We start from the raw sequence: 25,892 nt of genomic DNA, 5'->3' as shown, positions 1-25,892 counted from the left end.
GCGTCGCTGGCCGAGCATGACAGTGGGTGGGCACACGCGGTAAAACCAGCCAGAACGAATGGCGGTGTTGCCATGACTACCGCTCTGTCCGGTATCCTTGCCGCGGATTTCTCACTTGGCATGGAGTTGCGCGCACGATGATTGTCGGAATCGACCTTGGTACCACCAACAGCCTGGTAGCCGTCTGGCATGAAGGTACGCCGCAACTGGTTCCCAATGCGCTTGAGCAACTCCTGACGCCCAGCGTCGTTGGTCTTGATGATGAGGGGCGGGTGCTGGTTGGACAGGCTGCCCGGGAGCGTTTGCAAACCCACCCCAAACAAACTGTTGCGTTGTTCAAACGGCACATGGGTAGCGCCCACGAAGTGCGCCTGGGCAGCAAGCTTTTTCGCCCTGAAGAGTTGTCGTCGCTGGTTTTACGCAGCCTCAAAGACGATGTCGAGCGTCAGTTTGGCGTGACCGTGACCGAGGCGGTTATCAGTGTGCCGGCCTATTTCAACGACGCGCAGCGCAAAGCCACCAAAATCGCCGGAGAGCTGGCAGGTCTTAAAGTCGAGCGACTGATCAACGAGCCTACGGCGGCTGCGCTTGCTTACGGGCTGCACCAGCGTGAGAGCTCAAGCTCGTTTCTGGTCTTCGACCTTGGCGGTGGCACGTTTGACGTGTCGATCCTTGAACTGTTCGACGGCGTCATGGAAGTTCGTGCAAGTGCTGGCGACAATTTCCTCGGAGGCGAGGATTTCGATACGTTGCTGGTTCAGTCCTTTCTGGCTGCTCAAACCGATCCACAGGTCTTGGCGAGTTTGAGTTCACCTGAGCTGGCGCACCGTTTACGCCGTGAAGCCGAGCGTGTACGGCAAGTTCTGGGTCAGCAGGAGAGCGCCACATTCACCATACGCCAGGCTGAATCCGAGACGTCGCAGGTCTATACCCAGACTCAGTTGGCGGATTTGTTTGCGCCGCTGCTTACGCGTTTGCGTACGCCGATAGAAACCGCACTACGCGACGCGCGAATTCGCCCATCGGAGCTTGATGAAGTGCTGCTGGTGGGCGGCACGACCCGCATGCCGATGATTCGTCGGATGGTCGCGGGTCTGTTTGGTCGCTTTCCTTCGATCCAACTGGACCCTGATCAATCGATCGCGCTGGGCGCCGCCGTTCAGGCTGCATTGAAATCAAGGGATGCCGCCCTTGAAGAAGTGGTGTTGACGGATGTTTGTCCGTACACCCTTGGCATTGAGACGTCCATGAGTGTTGGAGGCGGGATCCAGAGCGGGCACTTTCTGCCGATCATCGAGCGCAATAACGTAGTGCCGGTCAGTAAGGTAAAGACGGTGTCCACGCTGCACGATCAACAGACGCAGGTACTGGTCAAGATTTATCAGGGGGAGAGTCGCTGGGTCAGGGAGAATGTGTTTCTGGGCGAAATGGACATCGCTGTCCCTCCGGCCCCGCGAGGGCAGGTGGACCTGGACGTGCGTTTTACCTACGACAATAACGGCCTGCTGGAGGCCGAAGTGCAGATTCCTATGACCGGTGAGACGCGTCACCTGGTTATCGAAAACAACCCTGGCGTACTCGACCCGCAGGAAGTCCAGGCGCGTCTGGCTGCATTGGCCACCCTGAAAATACACCCCCGTGAGCAACAGGTGAACAGTTTGCTGGTCGCCCGCCTGGAGCGGTTGTATCAAGAAAGCCTCGGCGATTTGCGGATCAAACTGGATCAGATGGCCAGCCATTTTCAGCATGTGCTGGAGGGTCAGGATGAGCGGCAGATTCGCGAAACCCGCGTGGAGATGACCCAGCATCTGGATGGTATTGAGCAGGGCCTCTGGCAATGAGTTGTTGGGATATTCTGGGGCTATCAGAAGATTCGGATTCGCGCAGTATCAAGCGTCAGTACGCGGCATTGCTCAAGAAGCACCGACCCGACGAGGATCCGGCAGGTTTCCAGCGCCTGCGCGAAGCTTACGAGCAGGCAATCAACTGGAGTCGTGACGAAGAACCACCGGTTTTCGATGAGCCAACGAGTTTACCCCTGGAGGTCGCGGTCCCGCTGACGGGGCCGAGCATGGCCGAAAAACTGGCGATGCAGTTGCTCAAGGACGTAGAGCCTATCGGGCTGGCCAGTCGTTTTGAACAGGCCAAAAACAGCTACTGCGCTGTAGAGTTTGAACAGCAGTTGCTGCACCTGTCCCTGTCGGACTCCCCGCGCGCCATTGCGCTGGCTGAGTGGGGCATTCAGAACTTTCACTGGTTAAGCCCCTGGCTTCGGGATGACGGCGTGGCCTTCCCGCAGCAGCAACTCAAGCAATTGCTGTCGCGGATGTACCAACACCATGAGGTAAAACTACGACGACTCCTTGAAGCGCGTGACGTTGGTGCTTTCACTCAGGCGTTTATAAAACTCGGCAAAAGTGAATGGCTCAGGCCGATCGAGCGCCAGGGCTGGCTCAATGCATTCGTCGCGCAGTTGCTGACCGAGAGTGAGTTCTGGTCCCAGGAGTTGTTCGAGACGGTCTGTGCTCAGCAAGGCTGGAAAGTACCCGGCGCTTATGGCCGTTGCCCTGAACCGGAATGGTCCCGTTTGCAGGCGCGCAGCCATGCTCATATTTTCGCGGTTGAGCGACGCCGCCTCGCAGCTCTCGATCAACCCACCCCGCAATGCCGCGCTGCGCAGATGATGTTTGGCAACCTGACGCTGGAGCAACGCCAGATCATGGCGCATCGTTTCAGTGAAGATGACTGGAACGCCTGCCGAGAGCTGAGTGAGAAAATCATCAACCTTCATCCGCCGTTGCGTTCTGAAATGCCTGGCGGCGAGCCTTGGTTCTGGCGCGACTGGGAAGGCGTCAGTAAACCCTTGCCCATGTATCTACCGTTGCTGGGTATGGGCGCCGGTTGGGTCATTCATGATCAACAGGTGCGAATGATTGCACTCTCGCAAAGCGTGGGTTCAGCGATCTTCTGGATGATGGTGATGGCACTTCCGATGCTGCTCATGCTGTGGCTGTTTCGCGGCATTGCCGATCGCAACCTGGAGCAGGACGATTGGCTCACTCGTCACATTTCCCCCCGCATGAGCTTGCGTCAGCCAGCCCCGTCACTCATTCGCGTGCTGTTGCCTTGCTGGGCCATGGGGCTGTTGATCTGGGCGGCCTTTGGGTTGTACCCCATGATCGGCTACGCGGCAGGGTTACTGGCGCTTGAGCTTTTGCCTTACCTGCCGGGCAAGGGGTTGATCAAGTCCTGGGGCGATGGGATACGCCGTCCGGTTGACCTTTCAGCGCTGTTAATGAAAGTCATGCTCGCCTCTGCGTTGCTGATAACGCTGGGTGCGTTGACCTATATCGATCATCAGCGAGTCGGCCGCGATCAGGGCTTGCAACCTTTCGTCATGCGACCGTGCACAGGCTTGAAGGACACAGCGCCCGGGTGCCGGTTTCCGGCGACCGAAGCCCAATGGTATGGCAAACAAACCAACGGACAGGACGCGCCATGAACCGCAATATGCTGGTGAGTATCTGTGTAGCAGGCGTCATTGCGTTCAGTGCGCTGAAACCTCGCGACGTCACCTTGCGGTCCATGGTCAATAGTTGGCTGGGGCTTGCCGGCTCGGTTGAGCATAGTCAGGCCAGTGCGTTACGGCCGTTGATCTCATGCCTCAACTTTGTGGATGTAGTCTGGCGCCGCGCTTACGAGGACTATCGGGCGCGGGATCCTGCGGCGGAAAGTCCCGGCAAGGTGCTCGCTGAACGCTATCCCGAGCTTTTTCCGGCGGGACAAAGGACTCAGCCCGGCAACTCGGCAAGGGCTACGGGGCGCCCTGATCAGTGTTTGCTGGCGGCGGATCAAAAGCGTCGATTGGTAGAGCAATTCCCTCATCTGGAAGCGGTTTATCAGCGCTACGTGACTTCGTTGCTGAGGGCCGACGAATTCACGCGGCGATTTGATTTTTATCCGGTGCTGGGCGCTCGTCCGGACAGCGCTGCCGACAAAGCCGCACGTGACGTCGAGTTTGTGCCAATGGCGGAGGCGTTTCTGCGAGTGTCCAGCGAGTTGCGAGCGCAAGTCGACGATGAGGATCGACGTATTCGTAAAGCCCAGTTGAACCTGCTGAGGCAGCGTGACCATTCACAAATGGCGTTTTTGCCCGGCCTTATTCTGCAGACCCGTGAAGAAATGGATGCGCTGACCGTTGCCGCTGCCGCGCAAAACCTTACTCGGGAGCAACTCGCCGCAGCCATCGAGCGACTGCAAGCGAGTTGGGTTTGGGACGCGACTGACCCGCGCCCCGGGATGGGTGATGCTGACGATGACGCACGACACAACTGGTTCAGGGTCCAGACGCCTGCTGAAGAATACTTGCAGGCCTTGCGTGAGCTGAGCGATCACTGGCACAACAACGCTGACCCTCAGCGCTTGAGTGATGATTTTGCGCTGGCTGGCAAGCGCTTCGACCGGTTGATTGACTCGTATAACAGCGCAGTACTTATGAATTACTAGACCGGGGCGCATCAGGCATGATGTTGAGGGTTCCGGCAATACAACCTGCTTGATCTATCATTGCTTCCCGGGGCGTTCTACCGCCAAGCTATGCACATTCATCCTGTGAATCGTCATCCGGGATGAATGTCGTATGCGATGCGGCATCTTTCAGTCAAATCATTTGTGCGGTGTTGCTTATGGATTTCCCGGCGTTGTTGAAGATTCTGGCCAGCCAGGATGGATCGGACCTTTATCTGTCTACCGGAGCACCGCCCTGCGCCAAGTTCAATGGGGTGCTCAAACCGCTGGGCACTGAGTCGCTCAAGCCCGGTCAGGTCGCGCTGGTCGCCGACGGGCTGATGGATGCCGAGCAGAAGCTGGAATTTCACCGCGAGCTGGAAATGAACCTCGCCGTGTCGATGGCCGGAATCGGGCGCTTCCGGATCAATATCTTCATGCAGCGCAACGAAGTGTCCATTGTTGCGCGCAACATCAAGCTGGATATTCCGCGTTTTGAAGACCTGCACCTGCCACCGGTGCTGCTTGATGTGATCATGGAAAAACACGGCCTGGTGCTGTTTGTGGGGGCCACCGGTTCCGGTAAGTCCACGTCACTGGCGGCGCTGATCGACCATCGCAACCGTAATGCCAGCGGGCACATCATCACCATCGAAGACCCCGTGGAGTTCATTCACCGCCACAAGAAGTCGATCATTAACCAGCGTGAGGTTGGCGTTGACACTCGCAGTTTCCGCGCTGCGCTGAAGAACACCCTGCGCCAGGCGCCGGATGTGATCCTGATCGGTGAGATCCGCGACCGGGAGACCATGGAACATGCGCTGGCTTTCGCCGATACCGGCCATCTGTGCCTGTCGACGCTGCACGCGAACAATGCAAACCAGGCGCTGGACCGGATCATCAATTTCTTTCCGGAGGAGCGGCGTCAGCAATTGCTCCAGGATCTGGGCAATAACCTCAAGGCATTCGTTTCTCAGCGACTGGTCAAGACCACGGATGGCAAACGCCGGGCTGCCGTAGAGGTCATGATGGGGACGCCGACCATTCGCGACCTGATTCAGCGCAATGAGCTGACTGAGCTGAAAGGCATCATGGAAAAATCCGCAAATCTGGGCATGCAGACGTTCGACAGTGCGTTGTTCGACCTTGCCGTTTCGGGCGTGATCAGCGAAGAAGAAGCGCTCAAGTACGCCGACTCCCAGAACAACGTACGCCTGCGGCTTAAGCTGCACGGTGAAGGCGTGACAGCCAACCCGACCGCAGCGCCGAGTGCACCTGTCGGCACCTCCAGCGTGAATGTGTCGGACTGGGGGTTGGTGGACGAGCGTGACGAGGGTGGCGGGCAGAGTTGAGTCTTTACAGCAAGTAATGGACTGTAGGAGCTGCCGAAGGCTGCGAAGCTTTTATCCTGACACACCGCGATCGCAGCCTTCGGCAGCTCCTACAGGTCCTGTGTTTGCTGCGCGGCAGCGCGCTGTCAGAAACGTAAAATCAATCAGGTACTAACGCGCCAGCCACCCACCATCCACATTCCACGCCGCGCCGCGTACCTGGCTGCCAGCCTCGCTGGACAGGAACAACACCAGCTCGCCCAGCTGTGACGGGGTGACGAACTCCAGCGACGGCTGCTTTTCGGCCAGCAAATCGTGTTTGGCCTGATCTGCGTCACCATTGGCGGCTGCGCGGTCATCGATCTGCTGTTGCACCAGTGGCGTCAGCACCCAGCCGGGGCAAATCGCATTGCAGGTGACATTGGTCGTGGCGGTTTCCAGCCCGACGACCTTGGTCAGCCCGATGACCCCGTGCTTGGCGGCAACGTAAGCCGCCTTGCCGGTAGACCCTACAAGGCCGTGTACCGAAGCAATGTTGATGATGCGCCCCCAGTTTTTACGGCGCATGCCCGGCAGGCAAAGGCGCGTGCTGTGGAATACCGAGGAAAGGTTGATCGCGATGATCGAGTCCCAGCGCTCGACAGGGAAGTCCTCCACCGCGTCGACATGTTGAATGCCCGCGTTATTGACCAGAATGTCGACGCCGCCGAATTCACGTTCGGCGTAGTCAATCATTTCGGCGATCTGCGCGGGCTTGCTGACATCGGCGGGGTGATGACCCACCTTGCCACCCAATTTCGCGACGTCGGCGATCACTGCTGATGCATCGCCGAAGCCATTGAGGATCAAATCGGCCCCGGCCTGCGCGAGCGAGAGGGCGATACCCAGCCCGATGCCGCTGGTGGAACCCGTGACTAATGCGGTCTTGCCTTTAAGACTCATACGTTTTGCCTCACACAATGCCGGTGGCGTAGAAGGTGCCGATCACCACGAACACGGCAAGTGTCTTGATGATGGTGATGCCGAAAATGTCCTTGTAAGCCTCGCGATGGGTCAAGCCGGTGACGGCCAGCAAGGTGATCACCGCGCCGTTGTGCGGCAGCGTGTCCATGCCGCCGCTGGCCATCGAGGCTACTCGGTGCAGCACTTCCAGAGGAATATTGGCTGCATTGGCGGCACTGATGAACGTTTCCGACATGGCCGCCAGAGCGATGCTCATCCCTCCGGACGCTGAGCCGGTGATACCGGCCAGCAACGTCACGGTGACCGCTTCGTTGACCAGCGGGTTCGGGATGTTCTTGAGCCAGTCTGCCAGAACCAGAAAGCCCGGCAACGAGGCGATAACCGCACCAAAGCCATATTCCGAGGCGGTATTCATTGCCGCCAGTAATGCACCGCTGACGGCACTTTTGCTGCCTTCAGCCAGGCGGCTGCGAATCGCCTTGAAGCCAAACGCCAGAACCATCAGGATCCCGATCAGCAACGCGGCTTCGACGGCCCAGATGGCGGTCAGCTTGGCAATATCAGTCTGTACCGGTGTGGCCATGCCTGGCAGTGCGAGGGTATGAGTCTTGCCGTACCACTGAGGGATCCACCAGGTGAACAGCAAGTTCATGACCCCTACCAGCAGCAGCGGTGAAAGCGCAATCCACGGGTTGGGCAGCTTGATGTCTTCTGGCGTGTCCGGCTCGTTACGCAATTCGGTGCCATAGCCTTCACCGGCCCGCTGGGCTTTGTTGCGTTGGCGCTGCAGGTAGAGCATGCCGGCGCAGAAGACGAAAATAGTGCCAATCACGCCCAGCCACGGTGCCGCCCACGCGGTGGTGTTAAAGAACGTGGTCGGGATGATGTTTTGTATTTGCGGCGTGCCGGGCAGGGCGTCCATGGTGAAAGAAAACGCACCTAACGCAATGGTTGCCGGTATCAGACGCTTGGGGATATTGCTCTGGCGGAACATCTCCGCAGCAAATGGATACACCGCAAACACCACGACGAACAACGAAACGCCGCCATAGGTGAGCAGGGCGCAGACCAGCACGATCACCAGCATGGCCTGGCGTGTGCCGAGCACGCCAATGGCGGCCGCGACGATAGCCCGAGAGAAACCCGACAATTCGATCAGCTTGCCGAACACGGCACCCAGCAGGAACACGGGAAAATACAGCTTGATGAAGCCGACCATCTTGTCCATGAACACACCGGTGAAGGCCGGTGCGACAGCGGATGGATCAGTCAGCAGCACTGCGCCGAGGGCGGCGATGGGGGCGAAGAGGATAACGCTGTAACCGCGATAGGCTGCGAGCATCAACAGCGCGAGGGCTGCCAAGGCGATAATCACACTCATTGAGTGTCTCCTGGCCTGGGAATCCGGCGAACTCAGAGGCCGCCGAAAGCGCTCTGCATGGATCGCTGAATCCTGTCGGCATATTGTTATTGTTTTCGGCTGCGGTCGTGCCGCAGGAGTGCTTTAGCGGGAATCGTGCCAGTTTGATAACTGATTGATCTTCAAGGGAATAATGGTTGTTGGGCTGCGGTCGGTTGATTTTTGTCTCTATACAGAGACTTTTTCCGCTTTCCAACCTACTGAGTCCCCAGACACCACGATGTTGTGCGGGAGACACAGAACGTATGTGGGAGTCGCCCCGGCGTCCCTGACACCACGCTGTCGCGGAGCAAACATTGGACTGTAGCTCACCGAGGTAACGAGGCCAGCGATGGCGGTGTGTCAGATAAACCGCTATCGCTGGCCTCGTAACCTCGGTGAGCTCCTACAGGATTTGGGGCAACTCTGAAAATCGCATCTCGTTTGATAGGAGCGGTGCTTGGTCTGGCCTGTGGGAGCGGTGCTTGCCAGCGATTGAAGCGCCGCGCAGTCCTGGATTCCCGGAATTGAGCAGGTCTCCATTAAGAGACCTCGGTCTCTCTATTGAGACTCTGCAATCCCCAGCGCGGCCATTTTCTTGTACAAGGTCGAGCGGCCGAGCCCTAACTGACTCGCTGCTTCCACGACATTCCCCCCGCACTGCACCAGCGCCTGCTCGATCAATTGCCGATCAAAGCGCTGCCGTGCCTGACTGAACGTCTCACATGGGCCAGGTTGGCAAGCCCCGCCGGGCTGTTGGTTGACAGGCACCAGGCTGCCAATTGCTGCACGAATCTCTTTAGCGTCGAGGATCAGGTCGTCACTGAGCAGTGCCGCGCGCTCCAGCACATTGCGCAACTCACGGATATTGCCTGGCCAGGCGTGCTGTGCCAGTAACGCCTGAGCGCCAGGCTCCAGTTCGTGCTGGCTGCGCAACTCTTCAAGGATCGATTCACTGAGTGCTGGCAGGTCATCGAGCCGCTCGCGTAATGGAGGCACCTGAATGGGCAACACGCTCAAGCGGTAATAAAGGTCTGCGCGAAACTGGCCGCGCTTGATGGCGGCTTCAAGATCGGTGGACGTTGCTGCAATCAGCCGGATATCACTTTTGTGTACTTCGTTGGAGCCAACAGGTTCGTACTCTTTCTCTTGCAAGACGCGCAGCAGCTTGCTCTGCAAAGGCAGTGGCATGTCGCCGATTTCATCGAGAAACAACGTTCCACCCTGGGCAATCTGCAATTTTCCGGGGCGCCCCTTGCGATCAGCCCCGGTAAAAGCGCCCGGCGCTGTGCCAAAAAACTCGGCCTCCAGCAACGTCTCGGGAATGGCTGCGCTGTTGATGCTGACAAACGCCTTGTGCGCACGTGGAGAAGCGTTGTGGATGGCATGCGCCAGTAACTCTTTGCCGGTACCGGTTTCGCCCAGCAGCAACACCGGTGATTCGGCACTGGCACTGCGGCGCGCCCGGCGTTTGACTTCCAGGCTGGCGGCGCTGGTGCCGATAAAATGCGCGAAGCTGTATTTCGCCTGGCGGGCACGCAGCAACGAACGGGTCGAGGCAAGCTCTTCCTGCATGCTCAGATACCGTTTGAGCAGCGGTGACAGCGACTGCAACTCATCAAATAGCGCGAAGCCAATAGCGCCGATCAACCCGCCTGAGTCATCGTGGATGGGTAAACGCATGACCACCAGCGGGTCTTTTGCGGTATCCATCATGTCCAACAGAATAGGGCGCCCGTTGGTCGCGACCTGTCGCAGCAGGCTGCCCGGAATGACCTTTTCACAGGGCTGGCCCAGCGCCAGGCTTGAGTCCTGTAGCCCGAAGCGGCGGGCGTAGCGTTCGTTGATCCAGACAATCTTCGCGTCTTTATCGACAATCACTGTGCCTTCGCTCGATTGCTCGATAATTTCGAACAACGAACGAATCGCCAATTGGCGAACGCTGCGGTAGTCGTTAAGGCTATGGCTCTCTTTCATAGGGTGTTCCGTGGTATGTCACCGGCGTCTGGCCGTACAGAATGCCCGTTTATTCAACTGAATCCAGGGTGCGCCGCCGCCAGCAATTCCTTGGTGTAAGGATGTTGGGGCGCGTCGAACAGATCGTGACTGGCGCCACGTTCGACAACTTTGCCGTCTTTGACGACGATCACGTCATGGGCCAATGCTTTGACCACCGCCAGGTCGTGACTGATGAACAGATACGTCAGGCCATGTTTTTCCTGTAGCTGGCGCAGCAAGGCCACGACTTGTTTCTGTACTGTCCGGTCAAGTGCAGACGTGGGCTCGTCAAGCAGGATCAACGCTGGCTTGAGGACCAGGGCCCTGGCAATAGCGATCCGTTGACGCTGGCCACCGGAAAACTCATGGGGGTAACGGTGTCGACTTTGAGGGTCGATACCGACTTCTTCCAGCACGCGAATGACTTCAACCTCACATTGCAGCGCGTCCATTTCGCTGTGGACTTCAAGCCCTTCACTGATGATTTGTGCGACTGACATACGTGGGCTCAGGCTTCCGTAAGGGTCCTGAAAAACCACCTGCATCTGCTTGCGCCAGGGACGCATCTGCTTCTGATTGAGGTCATTCAGGCTCTGTCCTTGAAACCGGATACTGCCACGCGATTCAAGAAGGCGCAGGATTGCCTGACCAAGTGTCGATTTTCCCGAGCCTGATTCGCCAACAATTCCAAGGGTTTTGCCACGCTCAATGCTCAGGCTGATGTCATCCACCGCCTTCAGATACTCCTTGTGATGGCGGAAAATACCGCCGCTCAGCGAGAACCATACGCGTAAGTTGTCCACCTCAAGTACCTTCTCCCGGCTGTCCCGGGGCAGCGGTTCACCCGCTGGCTCGGCATCGAGCAAAAGCTTGCTGTACGGGTGTTGAGGCTGCTTGAACAAAGAGTGGCAATTGGACTGTTCGACGATTTCTCCCGCGCGCATCACGCAGACTCGCTGAGCAATGCTGTGCACCAGGTTCAGGTCATGGCTGATCAACAACAGCGACATGTTCAGGCGCTGTTGCAGCTCTTTCAGCAGCAGCAGGATCTTGCGCTGGACAGTGACATCCAGCGCTGTCGTTGGCTCATCGGCAATCAATAACTCCGGCTCGCAAGCCAGCGCCATGGCAATCATCACCCGTTGCCGCTGACCACCGGAAAGCTCGTGCGGATAAGCCTTCAAGCGCTTCTCTGGTTGCTGGATACCTACCAGTTCCAGCAGTTCAATGATGCGTTTTTGCGCGGCCCGGCCAGCCAGGCCCTTGTGCAGCAGGAGGGTTTCACCGATTTGTTTGGACACAGTGTGCAGCGGGTTAAGCGAGGTCATCGGCTCCTGGAAGATCATCCCGATCTGGTTGCCACGCAAACGGCGCAACGTCCGGCTGTCTGCGCCGAGGAGTTGCTGGCCCCGATACAGAATGCTGCCGGTGCTTGCCGTGCCGCTGGCAGGCAGCAGTTGCAGGATCGAGTGTGCGGTGACCGACTTGCCGGAGCCAGATTCACCCACCAGGGCCAGGCATTCACCGCCGCGGATGTCCAGGCTCAGGTTCTTGACCACCGTCTGCCCGCTGAAGGCGACGCTGAGGTCACGGATTTCAATCAGGTTGTCCGACATATCAAGACCTCGGGTCGAAGGCATCACGCAACGCCTCACCAATAAACACCAGCAGTGACAGGATCAGCGCCAGGGTGAAGAAGGCTGTCAGGCCCAGCCAGGGGGCTTGCAGGTTCTGTTTGCCCTGGGCAATCAGTTCCCCCAGTGACGCGCTGCCAGCAGGCATACCAAAACCAAGGAAATCCAGCGCCGTAAGCGTCGAAATGGCGCCCGTTAGGATAAATGGCAGGTAACTCAGGGTTGCGTTCATCGCGTTAGGCAGGATGTGCCGGGTGATGACCTTGCGATCACTCATGCCCAGCGCGCGAGCGGCTTTGACGTACTCCAGGTTACGCCCGCGAAGGAACTCCGCACGCACCACATCCACCAGGGCCAGCCAGGAGAACAGTGCCATGATGCCCAGCAGCCACCAGAAATTGGGTTCAACGAAGCCGGACAGGATGATCAGCAAATAAAGCACCGGCAAACCTGACCAGACTTCCAGCAGGCGCTGACCAATCAAGTCGACCCAACCCCCGTAGTAGCCTTGTAGCGCGCCCGCGGCGATACCAATCAGGGCGCTGATTGCGGTCAGCGCCAAGGCAAACAGGATGGATACCCTGGCGCCGAAGATCACCCGGGCGAGCACGTCACGGGCCTGATCATCGGTGCCTAACCAGTTTTGCGTGGTCGGCGGGCTGGGGGCAGGGCGATTAAGGTCGTAATTAGGGGTGTTGTCACTGAACGGAATGGGCGGAAACAGCATCCAGCCGTCGCCCTTGTCGATCAGGTCCCGAACGTAATCACTGCGGTAGTCCGGCTGGAAGGGGAGTTGGCCACCAAACTCCTGCTCGGTGTAGCGTTTGAGCGCCGGGAAATACAGTGAATGCTGGTAACTGAGCACCAATGGTTTGTCATTGGCGATCAGCTCGCCACCCAGTGTCAGCAAGAACAAACCGCAGAACAACCACAACGACCACCAGCCGCGGCGGTTATTACGAAAGCGGTCCAGGCGTCGCTGGGCCAGCGGAGAAAGTCTGCTCATCAGGCGTTCCTCGCACTGAAGTCGATTCGTGGATCGACCAGGGTGTAGCAGATGTCTCCCACCAGTTTTATCAGCAAGCCAAACAGGGTGAAGATGAACAGCGAGCCGAACACTACAGGGTAGTCACGCGAAACGGCGGCTTCGTAGCTCATGCGCCCGAGGCCATCCAGAGAGAAAATCACCTCGATGAGCAGCGAGCCTGCAAAAAACACGCTGATGAATGCCTGAGGGATACCCGCTACCACTAGCAGCATTGCGTTGCGGAATACATGGCCGTACAGCACGCGACGCTCGCTCAAGCCTTTGGCCCGGGCGGTGACTACATACTGGCGAGTGATTTCATTGAGGAAGGAGTTCTTGGTCAGAATGGTCAGGGTGGCGAAACCGCCGATGACCAGTGACGACACCGGCAGCACCAGATGCCAGAAGTAGTCGGCGATTTTGCCTACCGTTGTCATTTGCTCGAAGTCTTCTGAAACCAGGCCGCGTACCGGGAACCAGTTGAGTGACGTGCCCCCGGCGAAAAGCACCACCAGCAGCATCGCGAACAGAAAAGCAGGCATCGCATAGCCAATAATGATTGCAGTGCTGCTCCAGATGTCGAAATGACTGCCGTGTTTGACCGCCTTGCGAATCCCTAGCGGGATCGAGACCAGATAGGTGATCAGCGTTGCCCAAAGCCCCAACGAAATGGACACCGGCATTTTCTGCAGAATCAGATCGGTGACCGTCGCGCCCCGGAAGAAGCTTTTACCAAAATCCAGCTGCGCATAGCTTTTCAGCATTAGCCACAGTCGTTCATGCAGAGGTTTGTCAAAGCCGTACTGGTGCTCGATTTCCTTGATCAACTTGGGGTCAAGACCCCGAGAAGCGCGTGATGGGTTGGTATTGACGGATTCGGCCGCCGCGCTGCCCGTACTGGCGCTTGCGCCGCCGATGCCTTGCAGGCGAGCAATTGCCTGTTCCACCGGACCGCCGGGTGCTGCCTGTACGATGAAAAAGTTGACCAGCAGAATGCACAGCAGGGTCGGGATGATCAGTAACAGGCGCCGTAATAAGTAGCCGAGCATTCACTTCATCTCCGAGGCGATGGCAGACGCGCCGCGTTTTTCTGCGAATTGCTCGTTGGTCAGCGGGGTTGGACTGACTTCCCACCAGGTATCAATAGCCTCGGCGTTGCTGGCCTGGATTTTCGGAATCCCAAAACGGTTCCACCACAGCGTCGAGGCGCCGGGCGGGTAATAGTTGGGAATCCAGTAATAGCCCCATTGCAGTACCCGATCGAGGCAGCGGGCATAGTCCACCATGGTGGACTTCTTGTCGGCACTGACCAGCCCGGCAATCAGGCTGTCGACCGCAGGGTTCTGCAGCACCATATAGTTGTTGGAACCCGGGTCCCGTGCACCTCTGGAACCGAAGTTGTTGTACAGCTCCATGCCCGGCGAGGTAGAGACTGTGTAGCCGGTGACGATCATGTCGTAATCCCTGGCCATGACCCGGTTCAGGAACTGCGCCGCATCGATCCGGCGGATTTCGAAGTCGATGCCGATTTGCGCAAGATTGCGCTTGTAAGGCAGCAGTATTTTTTCAAATCCGGCCTGGCCATTCAGGAACGTGAAGGTGAACGGCTCGCCTTGGGCGTTGACCAGATGGTCGCCTTTAGGCGTCCATCCTGCTGCTTCGAGCAGCTTCAATGCCTCAAGCTGCTTGTCACGGATATAACCTGTGCCGTCGGTTTTGGGGGTGTGGAATACTTGATTAAAGACCTCCGGTGGCACTGACTCGCGCAGTGGTTCGAGGATTTTCAGCTCGGCCGGGGTCGGCAGTTCGGTCGCTGCCAAAGAGGAGTTAGAGAAGTAGCTGTTCTGGCGGATGTACATGTTGCGCATCATCTGCCGGTTGGTCCATTCGAAATCCCAAAGCATCGACAGCGCCTGGCGTACCCGACGATCCTGAAACATCGGCCGGTCCAGGTTGAACACAAAGCCTTGAGAACTTTGCACCGCACCCTTGGCCAGGTGGGCTTTTTGCAAGCGGCCTTCGCTCAGCGCTGGGCCGTCATACAGAATCGAGTAAGCGGTTGCCGAATATTCGCGGTTGTAATCGTAAGCGCCGCCCTTGAGGACCTGGCGTGCTACATCGGTATCGCCGAAGTACTCGACGCTGAACGTATCGAAGTTGTAGAAGCCACGATTGACCGGCAAATCCCTGGCCCACCATTGCGGATCACGAGCGAACGTAATGCTGCGTCCCGGGTCAACCTTGGCGACCTTGTAGGGGCCGCTGCCCACCGGTATTTCAAAACCGCCACCACCGGCGAAATCACGACTTTTCCACCAGTGCTCGGGAAAAACCGGCAGCGAAGCGAGGTCGAGTGGCAGCGTCCGGCTTTCGTTAGTCTTGAAGTCAAAACGGATCTGCGTCGGTGATTCGACCTCGACACCTTTGATGTCCTGAAACTGGGTCCGGTAGGAGAGGCTGCCCTGGGTCATCAGCAAGTCGTAGGTGTAGCGCACGTCTTCAGCGGTAATAGGCACGCCATCGGCAAAGCGGGCCTTGGGATTAATGAAGAATCGAAGGGACAGGCCGTCTTCACCGCGCTCGATGCGTTCGGCTACCAGACCGTAAACGGTGTAGGGCTCGTCCAGCGAGCGTACCGCTAACGGTGAATAGACCATGCCGTTGAGTTGGGAAACGCCGGTGCCTTTGTCCAGATACGGCATCAGGTGATCGAACTGACCGATTTCCTGCGCGGAGCGGCGCATGCTGCCCCCTTTTGGCGCATCCGGGTTCACGTAATCGAAATGTTTGAAGTCGGCCGGATACCGTGGGGCTTCGCCATACACCGTCAGTGCGTGTTGCGGTGCAGCGCACAGTAGTTGAGGGCCGGAAAACAGGACCAGCGTTGCCACGATCAGCGATGAAGAAACAAAACGCATTACTGGAATCCTGACTGATGCTTGCGGGTGGGCATCAGGGTTGAGAGTGGCGATGAATAAAGTCATACGACAGGCACGGCCAGGCAATGTTCTTGACTGGTAAATACAGGCTTCAACAAGGTACCGGAACCCGGTCACGTTTGTAACCGGATGATGCGCAGCGCACAAACGGGTGATGTGCCAAAAGACAGCAATTTGCTTGCCGGGGGAGTGTTGTGTTGCGATTAACGCCTTCGCCAGGCAAACAGATACAGGCGGGACCGTCTTTATTGCGCAGACACACCTTGATCTCCCGCCTCCGCAGCTCCTACAAGTTTTCTGTCTGCTGCGCGACATACGCCGGACCTGGTAGGACCGAATTCATTCGGGAGGAGGTCAGTAGGGGCGACATACCTTTACAGTCAGTAATACCGCGTTCCCGGCTAAAGCCGGTCCTGAGGTTTGGCGTGAAGATCCGCCACAAACAAAAACGGCCCGCCTGAGGCGAGCCGTTTTGAACGTCAGCAGCGAGGAATCAATCCTGGCGGCTGGTCACTTCCAGCAGGTGGTAACCAAACTGGGTTTTTACCGGGCCTTGCACGACATTGATTGGAGCACTGAATACGACTGTGTCGAATTCCTTGACCATTTGGCCTGGGCCGAACGAACCCAGATCGCCGCCTTGGCGGCTGGATGGGCAGCTGGAGTTGGATTTGGCGACTTCCGCGAAATCAGCACCGCCTTCGATCTGAGCTTTGAGTTCGTTGCATTTCTCTTCGCTGGATACAAGGATGTGGCGGGCAGTGGCTTTAGCCATTGGGAGTTACTCCTGTGAAAAAAAAGAAAGAGCCTACCGGATTAAGGAACGCATTTCCCGATAAAGTTCAGGCTGATAACCCAGGGACGGGGCGAGCGGCGTTTATTTGCCGCTCTTTTGCGTTTATTACCTGTATCGCAGCCTGCTCACAGCGTCGCGCAGCAACTGCTCGGTCGCATCCCAGCCCAGGCAACCATCAGTCACCGACACTCCGTAACGCATGGATCCGCTGATCGGCTGGCAGCCTTCGAACAGATGGCTCTCGATCATCAGGCCCACCAGCGATGAGTCGCCTTGCAAGCGCTGAGCAAGTACGTCATTGAACACCTCGGGCTGGCGCAAAGGGTCCTTACCGCTGTTGGCGTGACTGCAATCGACCATGATGCGCTCGGCTATCCGTTGTTTCGCCAGGCTCTCGCGCACTTGCGCAACATGTTGACGGTCGTAGTTGGGGCCTTTGTGACCACCGCGCAGCACGATATGCGTGTCGGGATTGCCTGCGGTTTCGATGATTGCCGGATGTCCCTGACGATCCAGTCCAAAATGACGATGGCCGTGAGCGGCTGACCGCATGGCGTCACTGGCGACCGTAATGCCCCCGTCGGTGCCGTTCTTGAAGCCGACGGGGATTGGCAATCCGCTGGCCATTTCCCGGTGAATTTGTGATTCAGTCGTGCGCGCGCCAATGGCGACCCAACTGAGCAGGTCGTCGAAGTAGCCTGCTGCCATGGGTTGCAGAATTTCCGTCGCAACGGGCAGGCCCAGGCGCAGCATTTCGCGCATCAGATGCCGCGACAGCGTCAGGCCTGCGGCCATGTCGTCGCTGCCATCAAGCTGGGGATCGTAAGCCAGGCCCTTCCAGCCGACTGTGGTGCGGGGCTTTTCTACATAGGCGCGCATCACCAGCAGCATCTGATCACTGACCTCACCGGCGAGCGCCGCGAGACGTTCGGCGTATTCAAGCGCTGATTGTGGGTCGTGAAGAGAGCAGGGGCCGACGACGACCAGCAGGCGCGAGTCTTCACCGTTGAGAATGGCGCGAACGGCGCGGCGATGGGCTGCAACCTGTTCGCTGAGTGTCAGGTCCAGTGGCAACTGGGCTTTCAGTTGCAAGCTACCTGGCAGGCGCTGCGGGGCGGGAATGCTGTCGAGCACGGTCAGGTTGCGGGTCGACAGGTCAGACGGTTTCATTGCGATGGACGAGTTCATGATTCTGCTTCCTGGGCTGGCGGGTCCGGCCCGCTCAAGCCCTACTGGGGTGTTCGACAATTTGCCGGATTGGCGTTCTGTAGTGACTTGCCACCTGTCAGTGACCGAACGGAGGCGGCTGGCTGTCCCGTACGGAGGCTGCTAAATCGCCAGGCAGTGCAAATGTCGGTGCGGTAATAGGTGCTGTAGTTCATGTTCTGTTCCTCGATTGAATTCAAAATTTCAGGGGCGCTAAAAAACAAAACCCCCGGTCGGGTAGCCGACCGGGGGTAGAGAATTCTCTGGTTGGCGTCCCCTTGAAGTGGGCGCCGGATGGGTATCAGGCGCGCCAGTGGCTAAACCAATACCCATAATAAGAAGTGTTTTGCGGTGCAACGCTTGCGGATTCACCACGCACGGCCGTACGCGAAACCAGGCGACTAACGCCGGTTTGCAACAGTAGCTGCGAAGTGGATGGCAACATGATACGTCTCCGTTAAGTGACACGAGCTTACTTCAGGCTCGCGGACGAATTCAATCATAAATCTCAATCAAGGCCATAGGCTGCTATTGCCCCGCATAACTCTTGAGTGGGTGCGCCTTCTGGTGGCGAAGCGCAAGCGGCATTTTCTTGTGCTGCGCTTGGCCGTTAATCGAGCCAGGGATATTTATGAGGTCGGGATCGTTGAGAGCTGTTTATAGGCGAGCATTTCCATTCGAAAATTCGCAACCAGATGTTTAAAACTACAAACTGATTCGCGCACCATCCTGCTTATTAAGGTGCGTGAATCCTACAAGCAATAGCGTCTTTGCTGACGCTGAATGGGATCACTCAGACGTCGTCCCGACTTGAGTCGAAGGGGCGGACGGAATGATGCCGTCCTTCATGCCCAGCAAAACCGCCACTTTATGCGCTTCTCCGCGTCGGCCCTTTTTGCGCCCGGCCAGCACTTGATAGGTGGTGGCCGGATCAATGGAATTCTCTCGGGCAAACTCTTGAACAGATTTCCCTTGATGTTCAAGCCATGCCTTGGCTTGTGCAGCGGTGCGTATTCCGGGCATAGTTCAAAACCGTTCAAATCAGTTTAAATTTATCTAGATTCTACCATTCGTAAGGGTGGGGTCAACAGGATTAAGCATTCAAATGAGTGGAATAGGTTCCCGATTAAGAAAGGAAAGAGAGCGGTTGGGCTTGTCTCAACGTGCTTTTGGAGAGATCGGTGGAGTGGAAGCTAACGCTCAGGGCAAATATGAAAGTGGTGACCGGGCTCCCAAGGCCGATTATCTGGCAGCCGTCGCCGCTAAAGGCGTGGATGTCCTGTTTGTGCTGACTGCTATCCCTACGCCGCTCCTTGTCGATAATCTGAGTAATGCCGAGGAGAAAGTATTGGGTAGCTACCGCACCCTGAGCAAGGAAGATCAAGACGCTATCAAGCGATTGACTGTCACCATGGCTGAGCTATCTGCTTCATATGCGATCCAGAGCAAGACCGCTAACCGCAAGGAAGATTGATGGCCCATTGAGGGAAAGGAATCGCCTCTTAAAAAATTTCATGATTCATGGGCATCAGTGATAGCGTGTCCTTAGTGCTATCGCAGAATCAATGTAGGCCAGGCCTTGCGTAAAGCTGGGTCTGGCCTTTTGTTTTTGCTATGGTGACCCGTATTCGTTATGACCGTTCTGCGAGGTGTCTGCTTGATTAAGGTGCTAGTTGTTGATGACCATGATCTTGTCCGGACAGGCATTACGCGCATGTTGGCTGACATCGATGGGCTTCAGGTGGTCGGCCAGGCCGACTCCGGCGAGGAGTCGCTGAAGAAGGCGCGGGAACTGAAACCGGACGTCGTTCTGATGGACGTCAAGATGCCGGGCATTGGTGGTCTTGAAGCCACGCGCAAGCTGTTGCGTAGTCATCCCGAGATCAAGGTAGTGGCCGTTACGGTGTGCGAGGAAGATCCTTTTCCAACGCGTTTGCTGCAGGCCGGTGCTGCTGGCTACATGACCAAGGGCGCGGGTCTGGCGGAAATGGTGCAGGCCATTCGTCTGGTATTTGCCGGGCAACGCTACATCAGCCCGCAGATTGCCCAGCAGTTGGCCCTCAAGTCGTTCCAGCCTCAAGTCAACAACTCGCCGTTCGATCTACTGTCGGAACGTGAGATACAGATTGCATTGATGATCGTCGGTTGCCAGAAAGTCCAGACCATCTCTGACAAACTGTGCTTGTCCCCTAAAACCGTAAATACCTACCGTTACCGTATCTTTGAGAAGCTGTCGATTGGCAGCGATGTCGAGCTGGCTTTGCTGGCGGTACGTCACGGCATGGTCGATGCCAGCGCCTGAAATGAACCCACCGTTTGACCCGAGTGCCTTTCTTGCAACCTGTAGTGGCCGCCCTGGCGTGTATCGCATGTTCGACGCCGAGGCGCGTCTGCTGTACGTGGGTAAAGCCAAGAACCTGAAAAACCGTCTGGCGAGTTACTTCCGCAAGACCGGCCACGCGCCGAAGACCAGTGCGCTGGTTTCGCGGATTGCCCAGATCGAAACCACGATCACCGCCAACGAAACTGAAGCGCTGCTGCTTGAGCAAACGCTGATCAAAGAATGGCGTCCGCCTTACAATATTCTGCTGCGAGACGATAAGTCCTACCCTTATGTCTACCTGTCGGACGGCAATTTTCCCCGCCTGAGCATTCACCGTGGCGCCAAGAAAGCCAAAGGCCGTTACTTCGGGCCTTATCCCAGCGCAGGGGCGGTGCGGGAAAGTCTGAGTCTGATGCAGAAAACCTTCCTGGTTCGGCAGTGCGAAGACAGCTTCTACAAGAACCGCACCCGACCGTGCCTGCAATATCAGATCAAACGCTGCAAAGGTCCTTGTGTGGGCCTCGTCGAACCAGAGGTTTATGCGGAAGACGTGCGCCACTCGGTGATGTTCCTGGAGGGTCGAAGCAACACCCTGACCGACGAGTTGAACGCATTAATGGAAAAAGCCGCCATGAGTCTGGATTTCGAACAGGCTGCGGAGTTGCGGGACCAGATTGCATTGCTGCGCCGCGTTCAGGATCAGCAGAGCATGGAGGGTGGCACAGGTGACGTTGATGTGGTGGCGGCGTTCGTCAATCCAGGCGGCGCTTGTGTGCACTTGATCAGCGTCCGTGGTGGCAGGGTGCTGGGCAGCAAGAATTTCTTCCCTCAGGTCGGGATCGAGGAGGAGGTGGGCGAAGTCATGTCGGCCTTCCTGTCGCAGTATTTCCTGGGAGGTGTCGACCGTGAGCTGCCTTCGGAAGTCATCGTCAACGTGCTGCATGACGATTTCCCGACGTTGATTGATGCCATCGAAGAGTCTCGTGGTCGCGAGCTGGTGATCAGCCACCGGGTGCGCGGCACCCGTGCTCGCTGGCAGCAGATGGCGGTGACTAACGCGGAGCAGGCGCTGTCGGCGCGGCTCGCCAATCGTCAGCATGTGGCGGCTCGCTTCGATGCACTGCAAAAAGTCCTCAACCTCGATGAGCCGCCGCTGCGCCTTGAATGCTATGACATCAGCCATTCCAGCGGTGAAGCCACCGTAGCCTCCTGCGTTGTATTCGGCCCTGAAGGCCCCATCAAGTCTGATTACCGCCGCTACAACATTGAAGGTGTGACTGCTGGCGATGACTATGCCGCCATGCATCAGGCGCTCACCCGTCGCTTCAGCAAGCTCAAGGACGGCGAGGGCAAGCTGCCGGATATTCTGCTGGTCGACGGCGGTAAAGGGCAGATGTCGATGGCCCGCGATGTCTTGAACGAGCTGGCGGTTCCTGACCTGATTCTGTTGGGCGTTGCCAAGGGCACGACGCGTAAGGCCGGGTTCGAAACCCTCTATCTGAATGACTCCGCCCATGAGTTCACCTTGCCGGGAGATTCTCCGGCGCTGCACCTCATTCAGCAGATACGTGACGAAGCTCACCGTTTTGCGATTACCGGGCATCGGGCGCGACGCGGCAAGACGCGGCGCACGTCCAGCCTCGAAGGTGTCGCCGGAGTAGGGCCTACAAGGCGTCGCGACCTGCTCAAACACTTCGGCGGCTTGCAGGAATTGTCCCGTGCGAGCATCGAAGAAATAGCAAAAGCACCCGGAATCAGTAAAAAGCTTGCAGAGTCGATTTATGCAAACCTGCACAGCGAGTAGAATGCCCGCTCACCTCGTAGCAAGTTGTGCCGATGAATATCCCTAATCTGATCACCGTTCTACGTGTCCTCCTGATTCCGATCTTCATTCTGCTGTTTTACTTGCCTTACCATTGGAGCTACATGGCGGCCAGTAGCGTCTTCGCTTTTGCAGCGGCGACTGACTGGCTCGATGGTTATCTGGCCCGTCGTCTGGAGCAGAGCACGCCGTTTGGCGCGTTTCTCGATCCGGTAGCGGACAAGCTGATGGTTGCAGTTGCACTGGTTTTGCTGGTTCAGGCCCACGCCAATCTCTGGCTGACATTGCCCGCTGCCGTGATTATCGGCCGTGAGATCGTTATTTCCGCTTTGCGCGAATGGATGGCCGAACTCGGCGCCAGGGCGCAGGTAGCGGTGTCAAACCTTGGCAAATGGAAGACTGCTGCGCAAATGCTGGCACTGGTCATCTTGCTGGCCAATCCGCCCGCGTTCACGTTCTGGGTGGTGCTGGGTTACGTTCTGTTGATTCTCGCTGCGGGCCTGACTTTATGGTCGATGCTGCAATACCTGAGGGCCGCATGGCCGCACTTGAAAACCACGGCGGATAAAAAATAAGTTTTTAAAACAAAGGGTTGACGGCGCGGTTTGAATCTATAGAATAGCGCCCGTCACCAAGACGCGGGAATAGCTCAGTTGGTAGAGCACGACCTTGCCAAGGTCGGGGTCGCGAGTTCGAGTCTCGTTTCCCGCTCCAAGTTTGTACGCGTTGAGTGTTTGCGGTTTAAGCACTGAATGTTTGAGGCCGAGTAGCAAAATGGTTATGCCGCGGATTGCAAATCCGCTTACGCCGGTTCGATTCCGACCTCGGCCTCCACTATTAAAGAACCCGAAGATTAACGTCTTCGGGTTTTTTATTGTCTCCGATAAAACCATTCCCTTAATGTTTTTAGACCTTTGAGGTGGCTCGTTCATGAGTCTTGCAGCCGCGTGCCCTCTGGCTCACGGCTAGCGGGCTGGACGAGGCAGCGATTTATCTTGGTGAAAATCAGAGGAGAAATGAGGATGAAGTACGACGAAAAATTAATCGAAGAGGCTGTGCTCGCCCTGCTGGCAACCTTCAGTTTCAACAACGGCAATGCATGGAAAGGGTTCGACTTCGAGATCATGAACCGGCTGCACAAGCACGGTTTCATCGATGATCCTGTCGGTAAAAAGAAGTCGGTCTGGTTAACGGCCGAAGGCCGCGAGCGGGGCAGAGAGATAGCCGACCGGCTATTTGGTATGGGCGCTCAAGCGGGGGACGCATCCAGTACTGAGAGCTGACTTACAGCTACGACTGCACATCGGGCGCAGCGAACCCAGCGCCTAAAGTTACCAGACTACGTCAACGCTTTGATCAGGCAGGAAAGGGCCGGGCGGCATGTCTGCCGTCGGGACGGTCTGGAAAAGATGGGGTATATAGTGTTTTATGCCGTCGAATTTTCAGGATTGTCAGACAATGAGAATGGATGAGCAGTATTTCGAGGACTTCCGCTGCGTTGTGTGTGATTGTCGGCCTTTTGATCCGGGTGAGGGAACCCTCAGCGGCCTTTACAGTATTGAAGATCTGGTGGGTGAGCCGTGCGCAGGGTGTGGCCACGCCATGAGCCTTGAAGATCTTGAAGCGATGACGCATGCGGCCGAGCTGCATATGATCAGGTCGCTGTTTGCCCCAGGTTGAAAGCTGTTATTGCGCTCACTTCATCGCAGTTGGCGTGAGCAGTCTGCGGATGACGCAATAATCTGGCGGCCTTTATCGCACTTTTTCCCGTTTTCCCGATCTATGTCTGTCCCGGCCGTGCTGATTTCCTGCGCGGACAACTGCAAGACATGGTGCCGATGGATCGCCCGTTACCTGTATTTCTCGTTCGATGTATGCGCCGACCGCTGTGGTTGGCTACGATTTTTTTACTGAGTATCGGCGGTTGCAGTCAGCAACAGAGCCGCGATATTGCCAATCAGTTCAGCAAAGGCAAGCCTGACGAAATTTTCCAGACCAGTGTTGATCGCATGGCAACACTAGGCATGCACGATAACCTGCAAAGCCTGTATCTGCTGATGAACAAGCTCTACCTGCGCAACCCCAGCCAGTGGCGTCAGTCGGGTTATACGGATGCCATCAGTGCTGCGCGGGCGATCCGTCAGGCCATCGAGCAGCGTCAGCCGCTCCCCGCGCTTGGGGATCGCCGTGATCTGGCGGCGCTGAGCTATTCCCTCAGTCCAGAGTTTCGTGGCGACCGTGTGGGCGCTTTCATCTACGCGATTGGCAGCATGCTTATCACTGCGCACGGCGGACGCACCGAGTTCTACGTGACTGACTCAATCAATCCACAATTCGTCAGCAACGCCGCTCGTAATATCGAGAAAGCCACATGGTTACTCAGTCAGCGCCAGGATGCCAATGGCGTGTTATTGCTGTTTTCCAATGAGATATCCGACCAATCCAGCAACCTCAGTTTTGCCGTCGAGTTTGGCAAGATCGTCGCGCGTCTTGATTTGCTTGCGCAGATTCTCGATGAGCGTTATCGGCGTATTGGCCTCAATTACGCTCAAAGCTTGTTGCTGATGAACTTCCTGCCGGTGCAGTAGTGATTTGATGTGTCCTTATCGTGTCTGGATGATCAGCAGATGATTTGAACTGCTGCAACCTCAGGGTGCCGAAACTGAAACAACCATGAGGACAGCGTGATGACTGAAGAAAAGAAAGAAACCGGGAAAGAAACCAGGAAAGACGACACACCGGCTCACTCCACCAAGGAAGAGCGGGAGCGCCTGAAGGACTTCAATAAGGGTGGGATTCCGCCTGGCGCTTGCTGATTGATCCGCTATTCGTCGCTATTTGTGCCTCGCTTCAAGGTGCAAATAGCGATCAGCCGGTGCACCGCGAGCGCTACTCAGCACGTCCCCGCACAATTCTCCCGGCCTTCACTTCATCTGCAAAACCCAGCAGACGGGCTTCCGAGGTCTGATAGTTATTAACGACCTCCTGCATTGCATCAGCCTCTGCCTGATTACCCGCATCCGCCAGGGCGTTGGCCTTCCCGAGCAGATCGGCAGCCGACCATTTGAGCAAAAACGCCGCTGAAATCAGCGCCTCGCGAAGCTCCTGATTGTTCTTGCCGGTGTTCATATTGCTTCCCTGTGAGATGGCTGACGCTGCACTCCACAAGCCGAGAGGCTTGGCGAAAACAGTCTCTGCGTGATTCGGATAACAAGCAGTGAGAATAGTTACAGAGCGAAAATCAACAAGGGCCTGTCAGAAGCGCGTCGGCGCATTGTGATTTAATGGCTGCGTTTTAGAGAAGGAGAAAGTGATCATGGATAAAGCTTTTCGCCAACCGATGTTCATCGTTGGAATACCGCTGACAATCTGCGGGTTTGTATTTGGGCTGAATGGATTGCTCGCAGACCGCACGTTTGCATACATGGCGCCAGGCTTGTTGATACCTGGGCTGGTTTTCATGCTCGTCGGGTGGAAGCAGCGCAATAAGTGATTAGCCAATCGAGTCAGGAAAGGGGGGCTCTGGTCCGAGCCATTATCTCTATAGATCGGCCGGCATCGTTCTGATTATGAGGATTTGACCGGTCAGTTTGAATTGTCGGCAGCTCTCCCTGTCAGCTTTCTTTTAGGGAGGAAAGCTTATGGCAGTCACACTGAAAACGCTCACGGGTGAGGAAATCCCCACAGAACATCGCCGTCCAGACCTTGAAGCTCTGATCGTTGTGCAAAGTCATGACGGTTCGCTTCATTATCTGGAGTCCGACGAAGAAGCGGCGAATCTTGTGGTTGATCTTCATAAGGAAGATCAAGAGGAGGGCGGCTGAACAGGCATGGCGTACTGGCTGCTTTAGTGCGGTAGACCAATTAGCAATATCGCGCCATCATGTCGCGCCTGCGTGGTCGGAGAGAAAGAAAAAAGCCCGGCCGTAGCGTCGGGCTTTAGTTGTC

25 protein-coding genes and 2 tRNA genes are annotated in these 25,892 nt (G+C 56.9%); 16 read left to right on the top strand and 11 right to left on the bottom strand.

From position 1 onward, the window contains the following. The first annotated feature begins 137 nt into the window (after positions 1-137). From ACYASS_RS01215 to ACYASS_RS01200, 4 genes are all read left to right on the top strand, one after another. Positions 138-1,841, top strand: a complete 1,704-nt coding sequence (locus ACYASS_RS01215; protein WP_463584728.1) for a molecular chaperone HscC — start codon at positions 138-140, stop codon at positions 1,839-1,841. Then, complete coding sequence (locus tag ACYASS_RS01210) at positions 1,838-3,502, top strand: J domain-containing protein (RefSeq protein WP_463584727.1); 1,665 nt, start codon at positions 1,838-1,840, stop codon at positions 3,500-3,502. Before ACYASS_RS01215 ends, ACYASS_RS01210 begins: the two co-directional genes overlap by 4 nt. Beyond that, the gene (locus tag ACYASS_RS01205) at positions 3,499-4,506 is read left to right on the top strand and encodes a YiiG family protein (RefSeq protein ID WP_463584726.1); all 1,008 of its coding nucleotides are present in this window, start codon (positions 3,499-3,501) and stop codon (positions 4,504-4,506) included. Before ACYASS_RS01210 ends, ACYASS_RS01205 begins: the two co-directional genes overlap by 4 nt. Positions 4,507-4,685: 179 nt before the next feature. Then, positions 4,686-5,858 (top strand): PilT/PilU family type 4a pilus ATPase, encoded by a 1,173-nt coding sequence (locus tag ACYASS_RS01200; protein ID WP_243247025.1) that lies wholly within the window; start codon positions 4,686-4,688, stop codon positions 5,856-5,858. 150 nt (positions 5,859-6,008) lie between these two features. Here ACYASS_RS01200 and ACYASS_RS01195 read toward each other — a convergent pair whose 3' ends face one another. From ACYASS_RS01195 to ACYASS_RS01150, 10 genes are all read right to left on the bottom strand, one after another. Then, positions 6,009-6,779, bottom strand: coding sequence for a 3-hydroxybutyrate dehydrogenase (locus tag ACYASS_RS01195; RefSeq protein ID WP_463584725.1), 771 nt, complete (start codon positions 6,777-6,779; stop codon positions 6,009-6,011). Between the two features lie 10 nt (positions 6,780-6,789). Further along, positions 6,790-8,181: a GntP family permease gene (locus ACYASS_RS01190; RefSeq protein WP_463584724.1), complete on the bottom strand. Its 1,392-nt coding sequence runs from the start codon at positions 8,179-8,181 to the stop codon at positions 6,790-6,792. A gap of 579 nt (positions 8,182-8,760) precedes the next feature. Beyond that, on the bottom strand, positions 8,761-10,176 hold the full coding sequence (locus ACYASS_RS01185; RefSeq protein WP_463584723.1) for a sigma-54 interaction domain-containing protein: 1,416 nt from the start codon (positions 10,174-10,176) through the stop codon (positions 8,761-8,763). Between the two features lie 53 nt (positions 10,177-10,229). Next, on the bottom strand, positions 10,230-11,813 hold the full coding sequence (locus tag ACYASS_RS01180) for an ABC transporter ATP-binding protein (protein WP_463584891.1): 1,584 nt from the start codon (positions 11,811-11,813) through the stop codon (positions 10,230-10,232). 1 nt (position 11,814) lies between these two features. After that, positions 11,815-12,837 carry an ABC transporter permease gene (locus ACYASS_RS01175; RefSeq protein ID WP_463584722.1) on the bottom strand — a complete coding sequence of 341 codons (1,023 nt, stop codon included), beginning with the start codon at positions 12,835-12,837 and terminating at the stop codon, positions 11,815-11,817. After that, on the bottom strand, positions 12,837-13,907 hold the full coding sequence (locus ACYASS_RS01170) for a microcin C ABC transporter permease YejB (RefSeq protein ID WP_243247030.1): 1,071 nt from the start codon (positions 13,905-13,907) through the stop codon (positions 12,837-12,839). The genes ACYASS_RS01175 and ACYASS_RS01170 overlap by 1 nt, the downstream gene beginning before the upstream one ends. Then, positions 13,908-15,776 (bottom strand): extracellular solute-binding protein, encoded by a 1,869-nt coding sequence (locus ACYASS_RS01165; protein WP_463584721.1) that lies wholly within the window; start codon positions 15,774-15,776, stop codon positions 13,908-13,910. 514 nt (positions 15,777-16,290) lie between these two features. After that, positions 16,291-16,572 carry a peptidylprolyl isomerase gene (locus ACYASS_RS01160; protein ID WP_122663468.1) on the bottom strand — a complete coding sequence of 94 codons (282 nt, stop codon included), beginning with the start codon at positions 16,570-16,572 and terminating at the stop codon, positions 16,291-16,293. A 126-nt stretch (positions 16,573-16,698) separates the two neighbouring features. Further along, positions 16,699-17,781, bottom strand: coding sequence for a 3-deoxy-7-phosphoheptulonate synthase (locus ACYASS_RS01155; RefSeq protein ID WP_463584720.1), 1,083 nt, complete (start codon positions 17,779-17,781; stop codon positions 16,699-16,701). 807 nt (positions 17,782-18,588) lie between these two features. Beyond that, positions 18,589-18,822 (bottom strand): DNA-binding protein, encoded by a 234-nt coding sequence (locus ACYASS_RS01150; RefSeq protein WP_463584719.1) that lies wholly within the window; start codon positions 18,820-18,822, stop codon positions 18,589-18,591. A gap of 82 nt (positions 18,823-18,904) precedes the next feature. Here ACYASS_RS01150 and ACYASS_RS01145 point away from each other — a divergent pair, with 82 nt between their 5' ends. From ACYASS_RS01145 to ACYASS_RS01100, 10 genes are all read left to right on the top strand, one after another. Further along, positions 18,905-19,273, top strand: coding sequence for a helix-turn-helix domain-containing protein (locus ACYASS_RS01145; RefSeq protein WP_243247034.1), 369 nt, complete (start codon positions 18,905-18,907; stop codon positions 19,271-19,273). A 183-nt stretch (positions 19,274-19,456) separates the two neighbouring features. Continuing rightward, a complete protein-coding gene (gene gacA / locus ACYASS_RS01140) occupies positions 19,457-20,101 on the top strand; it encodes a response regulator transcription factor GacA (protein WP_162873805.1) in 645 nt (214 codons plus the stop codon). A gap of 1 nt (position 20,102) precedes the next feature. Then, positions 20,103-21,926 carry an excinuclease ABC subunit UvrC gene (gene uvrC, locus ACYASS_RS01135; RefSeq protein ID WP_463584890.1) on the top strand — a complete coding sequence of 608 codons (1,824 nt, stop codon included), beginning with the start codon at positions 20,103-20,105 and terminating at the stop codon, positions 21,924-21,926. A 32-nt stretch (positions 21,927-21,958) separates the two neighbouring features. Next, positions 21,959-22,519: a CDP-diacylglycerol--glycerol-3-phosphate 3-phosphatidyltransferase gene (pgsA, locus tag ACYASS_RS01130; RefSeq protein WP_027898587.1), complete on the top strand. Its 561-nt coding sequence runs from the start codon at positions 21,959-21,961 to the stop codon at positions 22,517-22,519. Between the two features lie 63 nt (positions 22,520-22,582). After that, positions 22,583-22,658: transfer RNA gene (locus tag ACYASS_RS01125), tRNA-Gly, on the top strand. Between the two features lie 46 nt (positions 22,659-22,704). Next, a tRNA-Cys gene (locus ACYASS_RS01120) sits at positions 22,705-22,778 on the top strand. Positions 22,779-22,966: 188 nt separating this feature from the next. Next, the gene (locus ACYASS_RS01115; RefSeq protein ID WP_463584718.1) at positions 22,967-23,227 is read left to right on the top strand and encodes a DUF6429 family protein; all 261 of its coding nucleotides are present in this window, start codon (positions 22,967-22,969) and stop codon (positions 23,225-23,227) included. A 175-nt stretch (positions 23,228-23,402) separates the two neighbouring features. After that, complete coding sequence (locus ACYASS_RS01110) at positions 23,403-23,624, top strand: hypothetical protein (protein WP_463584717.1); 222 nt, start codon at positions 23,403-23,405, stop codon at positions 23,622-23,624. Positions 23,625-23,818: 194 nt separating this feature from the next. Continuing rightward, positions 23,819-24,532, top strand: a complete 714-nt coding sequence (locus ACYASS_RS01105) for a hypothetical protein (RefSeq protein ID WP_463584716.1) — start codon at positions 23,819-23,821, stop codon at positions 24,530-24,532. Positions 24,533-24,631: 99 nt separating this feature from the next. Next, complete coding sequence (locus ACYASS_RS01100) at positions 24,632-24,760, top strand: hypothetical protein (protein ID WP_279291038.1); 129 nt, start codon at positions 24,632-24,634, stop codon at positions 24,758-24,760. 73 nt (positions 24,761-24,833) lie between these two features. Here ACYASS_RS01100 and ACYASS_RS01095 read toward each other — a convergent pair whose 3' ends face one another. Next, on the bottom strand, positions 24,834-25,073 hold the full coding sequence (locus ACYASS_RS01095; RefSeq protein WP_463584715.1) for a hypothetical protein: 240 nt from the start codon (positions 25,071-25,073) through the stop codon (positions 24,834-24,836). A gap of 187 nt (positions 25,074-25,260) precedes the next feature. On the opposite strand from ACYASS_RS01095, the gene ACYASS_RS01090 reads away from it, so the two are divergent. Together ACYASS_RS01090 and ACYASS_RS01085 are read left to right on the top strand one after the other, a co-directional pair. Further along, the gene (locus ACYASS_RS01090) at positions 25,261-25,437 is read left to right on the top strand and encodes a hypothetical protein (protein ID WP_243247038.1); all 177 of its coding nucleotides are present in this window, start codon (positions 25,261-25,263) and stop codon (positions 25,435-25,437) included. Positions 25,438-25,585: 148 nt separating this feature from the next. Next, entirely contained in the window at positions 25,586-25,768 is a 183-nt protein-coding gene (locus ACYASS_RS01085; RefSeq protein ID WP_243247039.1) for a hypothetical protein, read from the top strand. The last annotated feature ends 124 nt before the right edge of the window (positions 25,769-25,892 follow it).

The organism is Pseudomonas sp. HP_14 (assembly GCF_055283875.1).
Note: the sequence above shows the minus strand (reverse complement) of the source record. Positions and strands in the feature narration are given on the sequence as shown.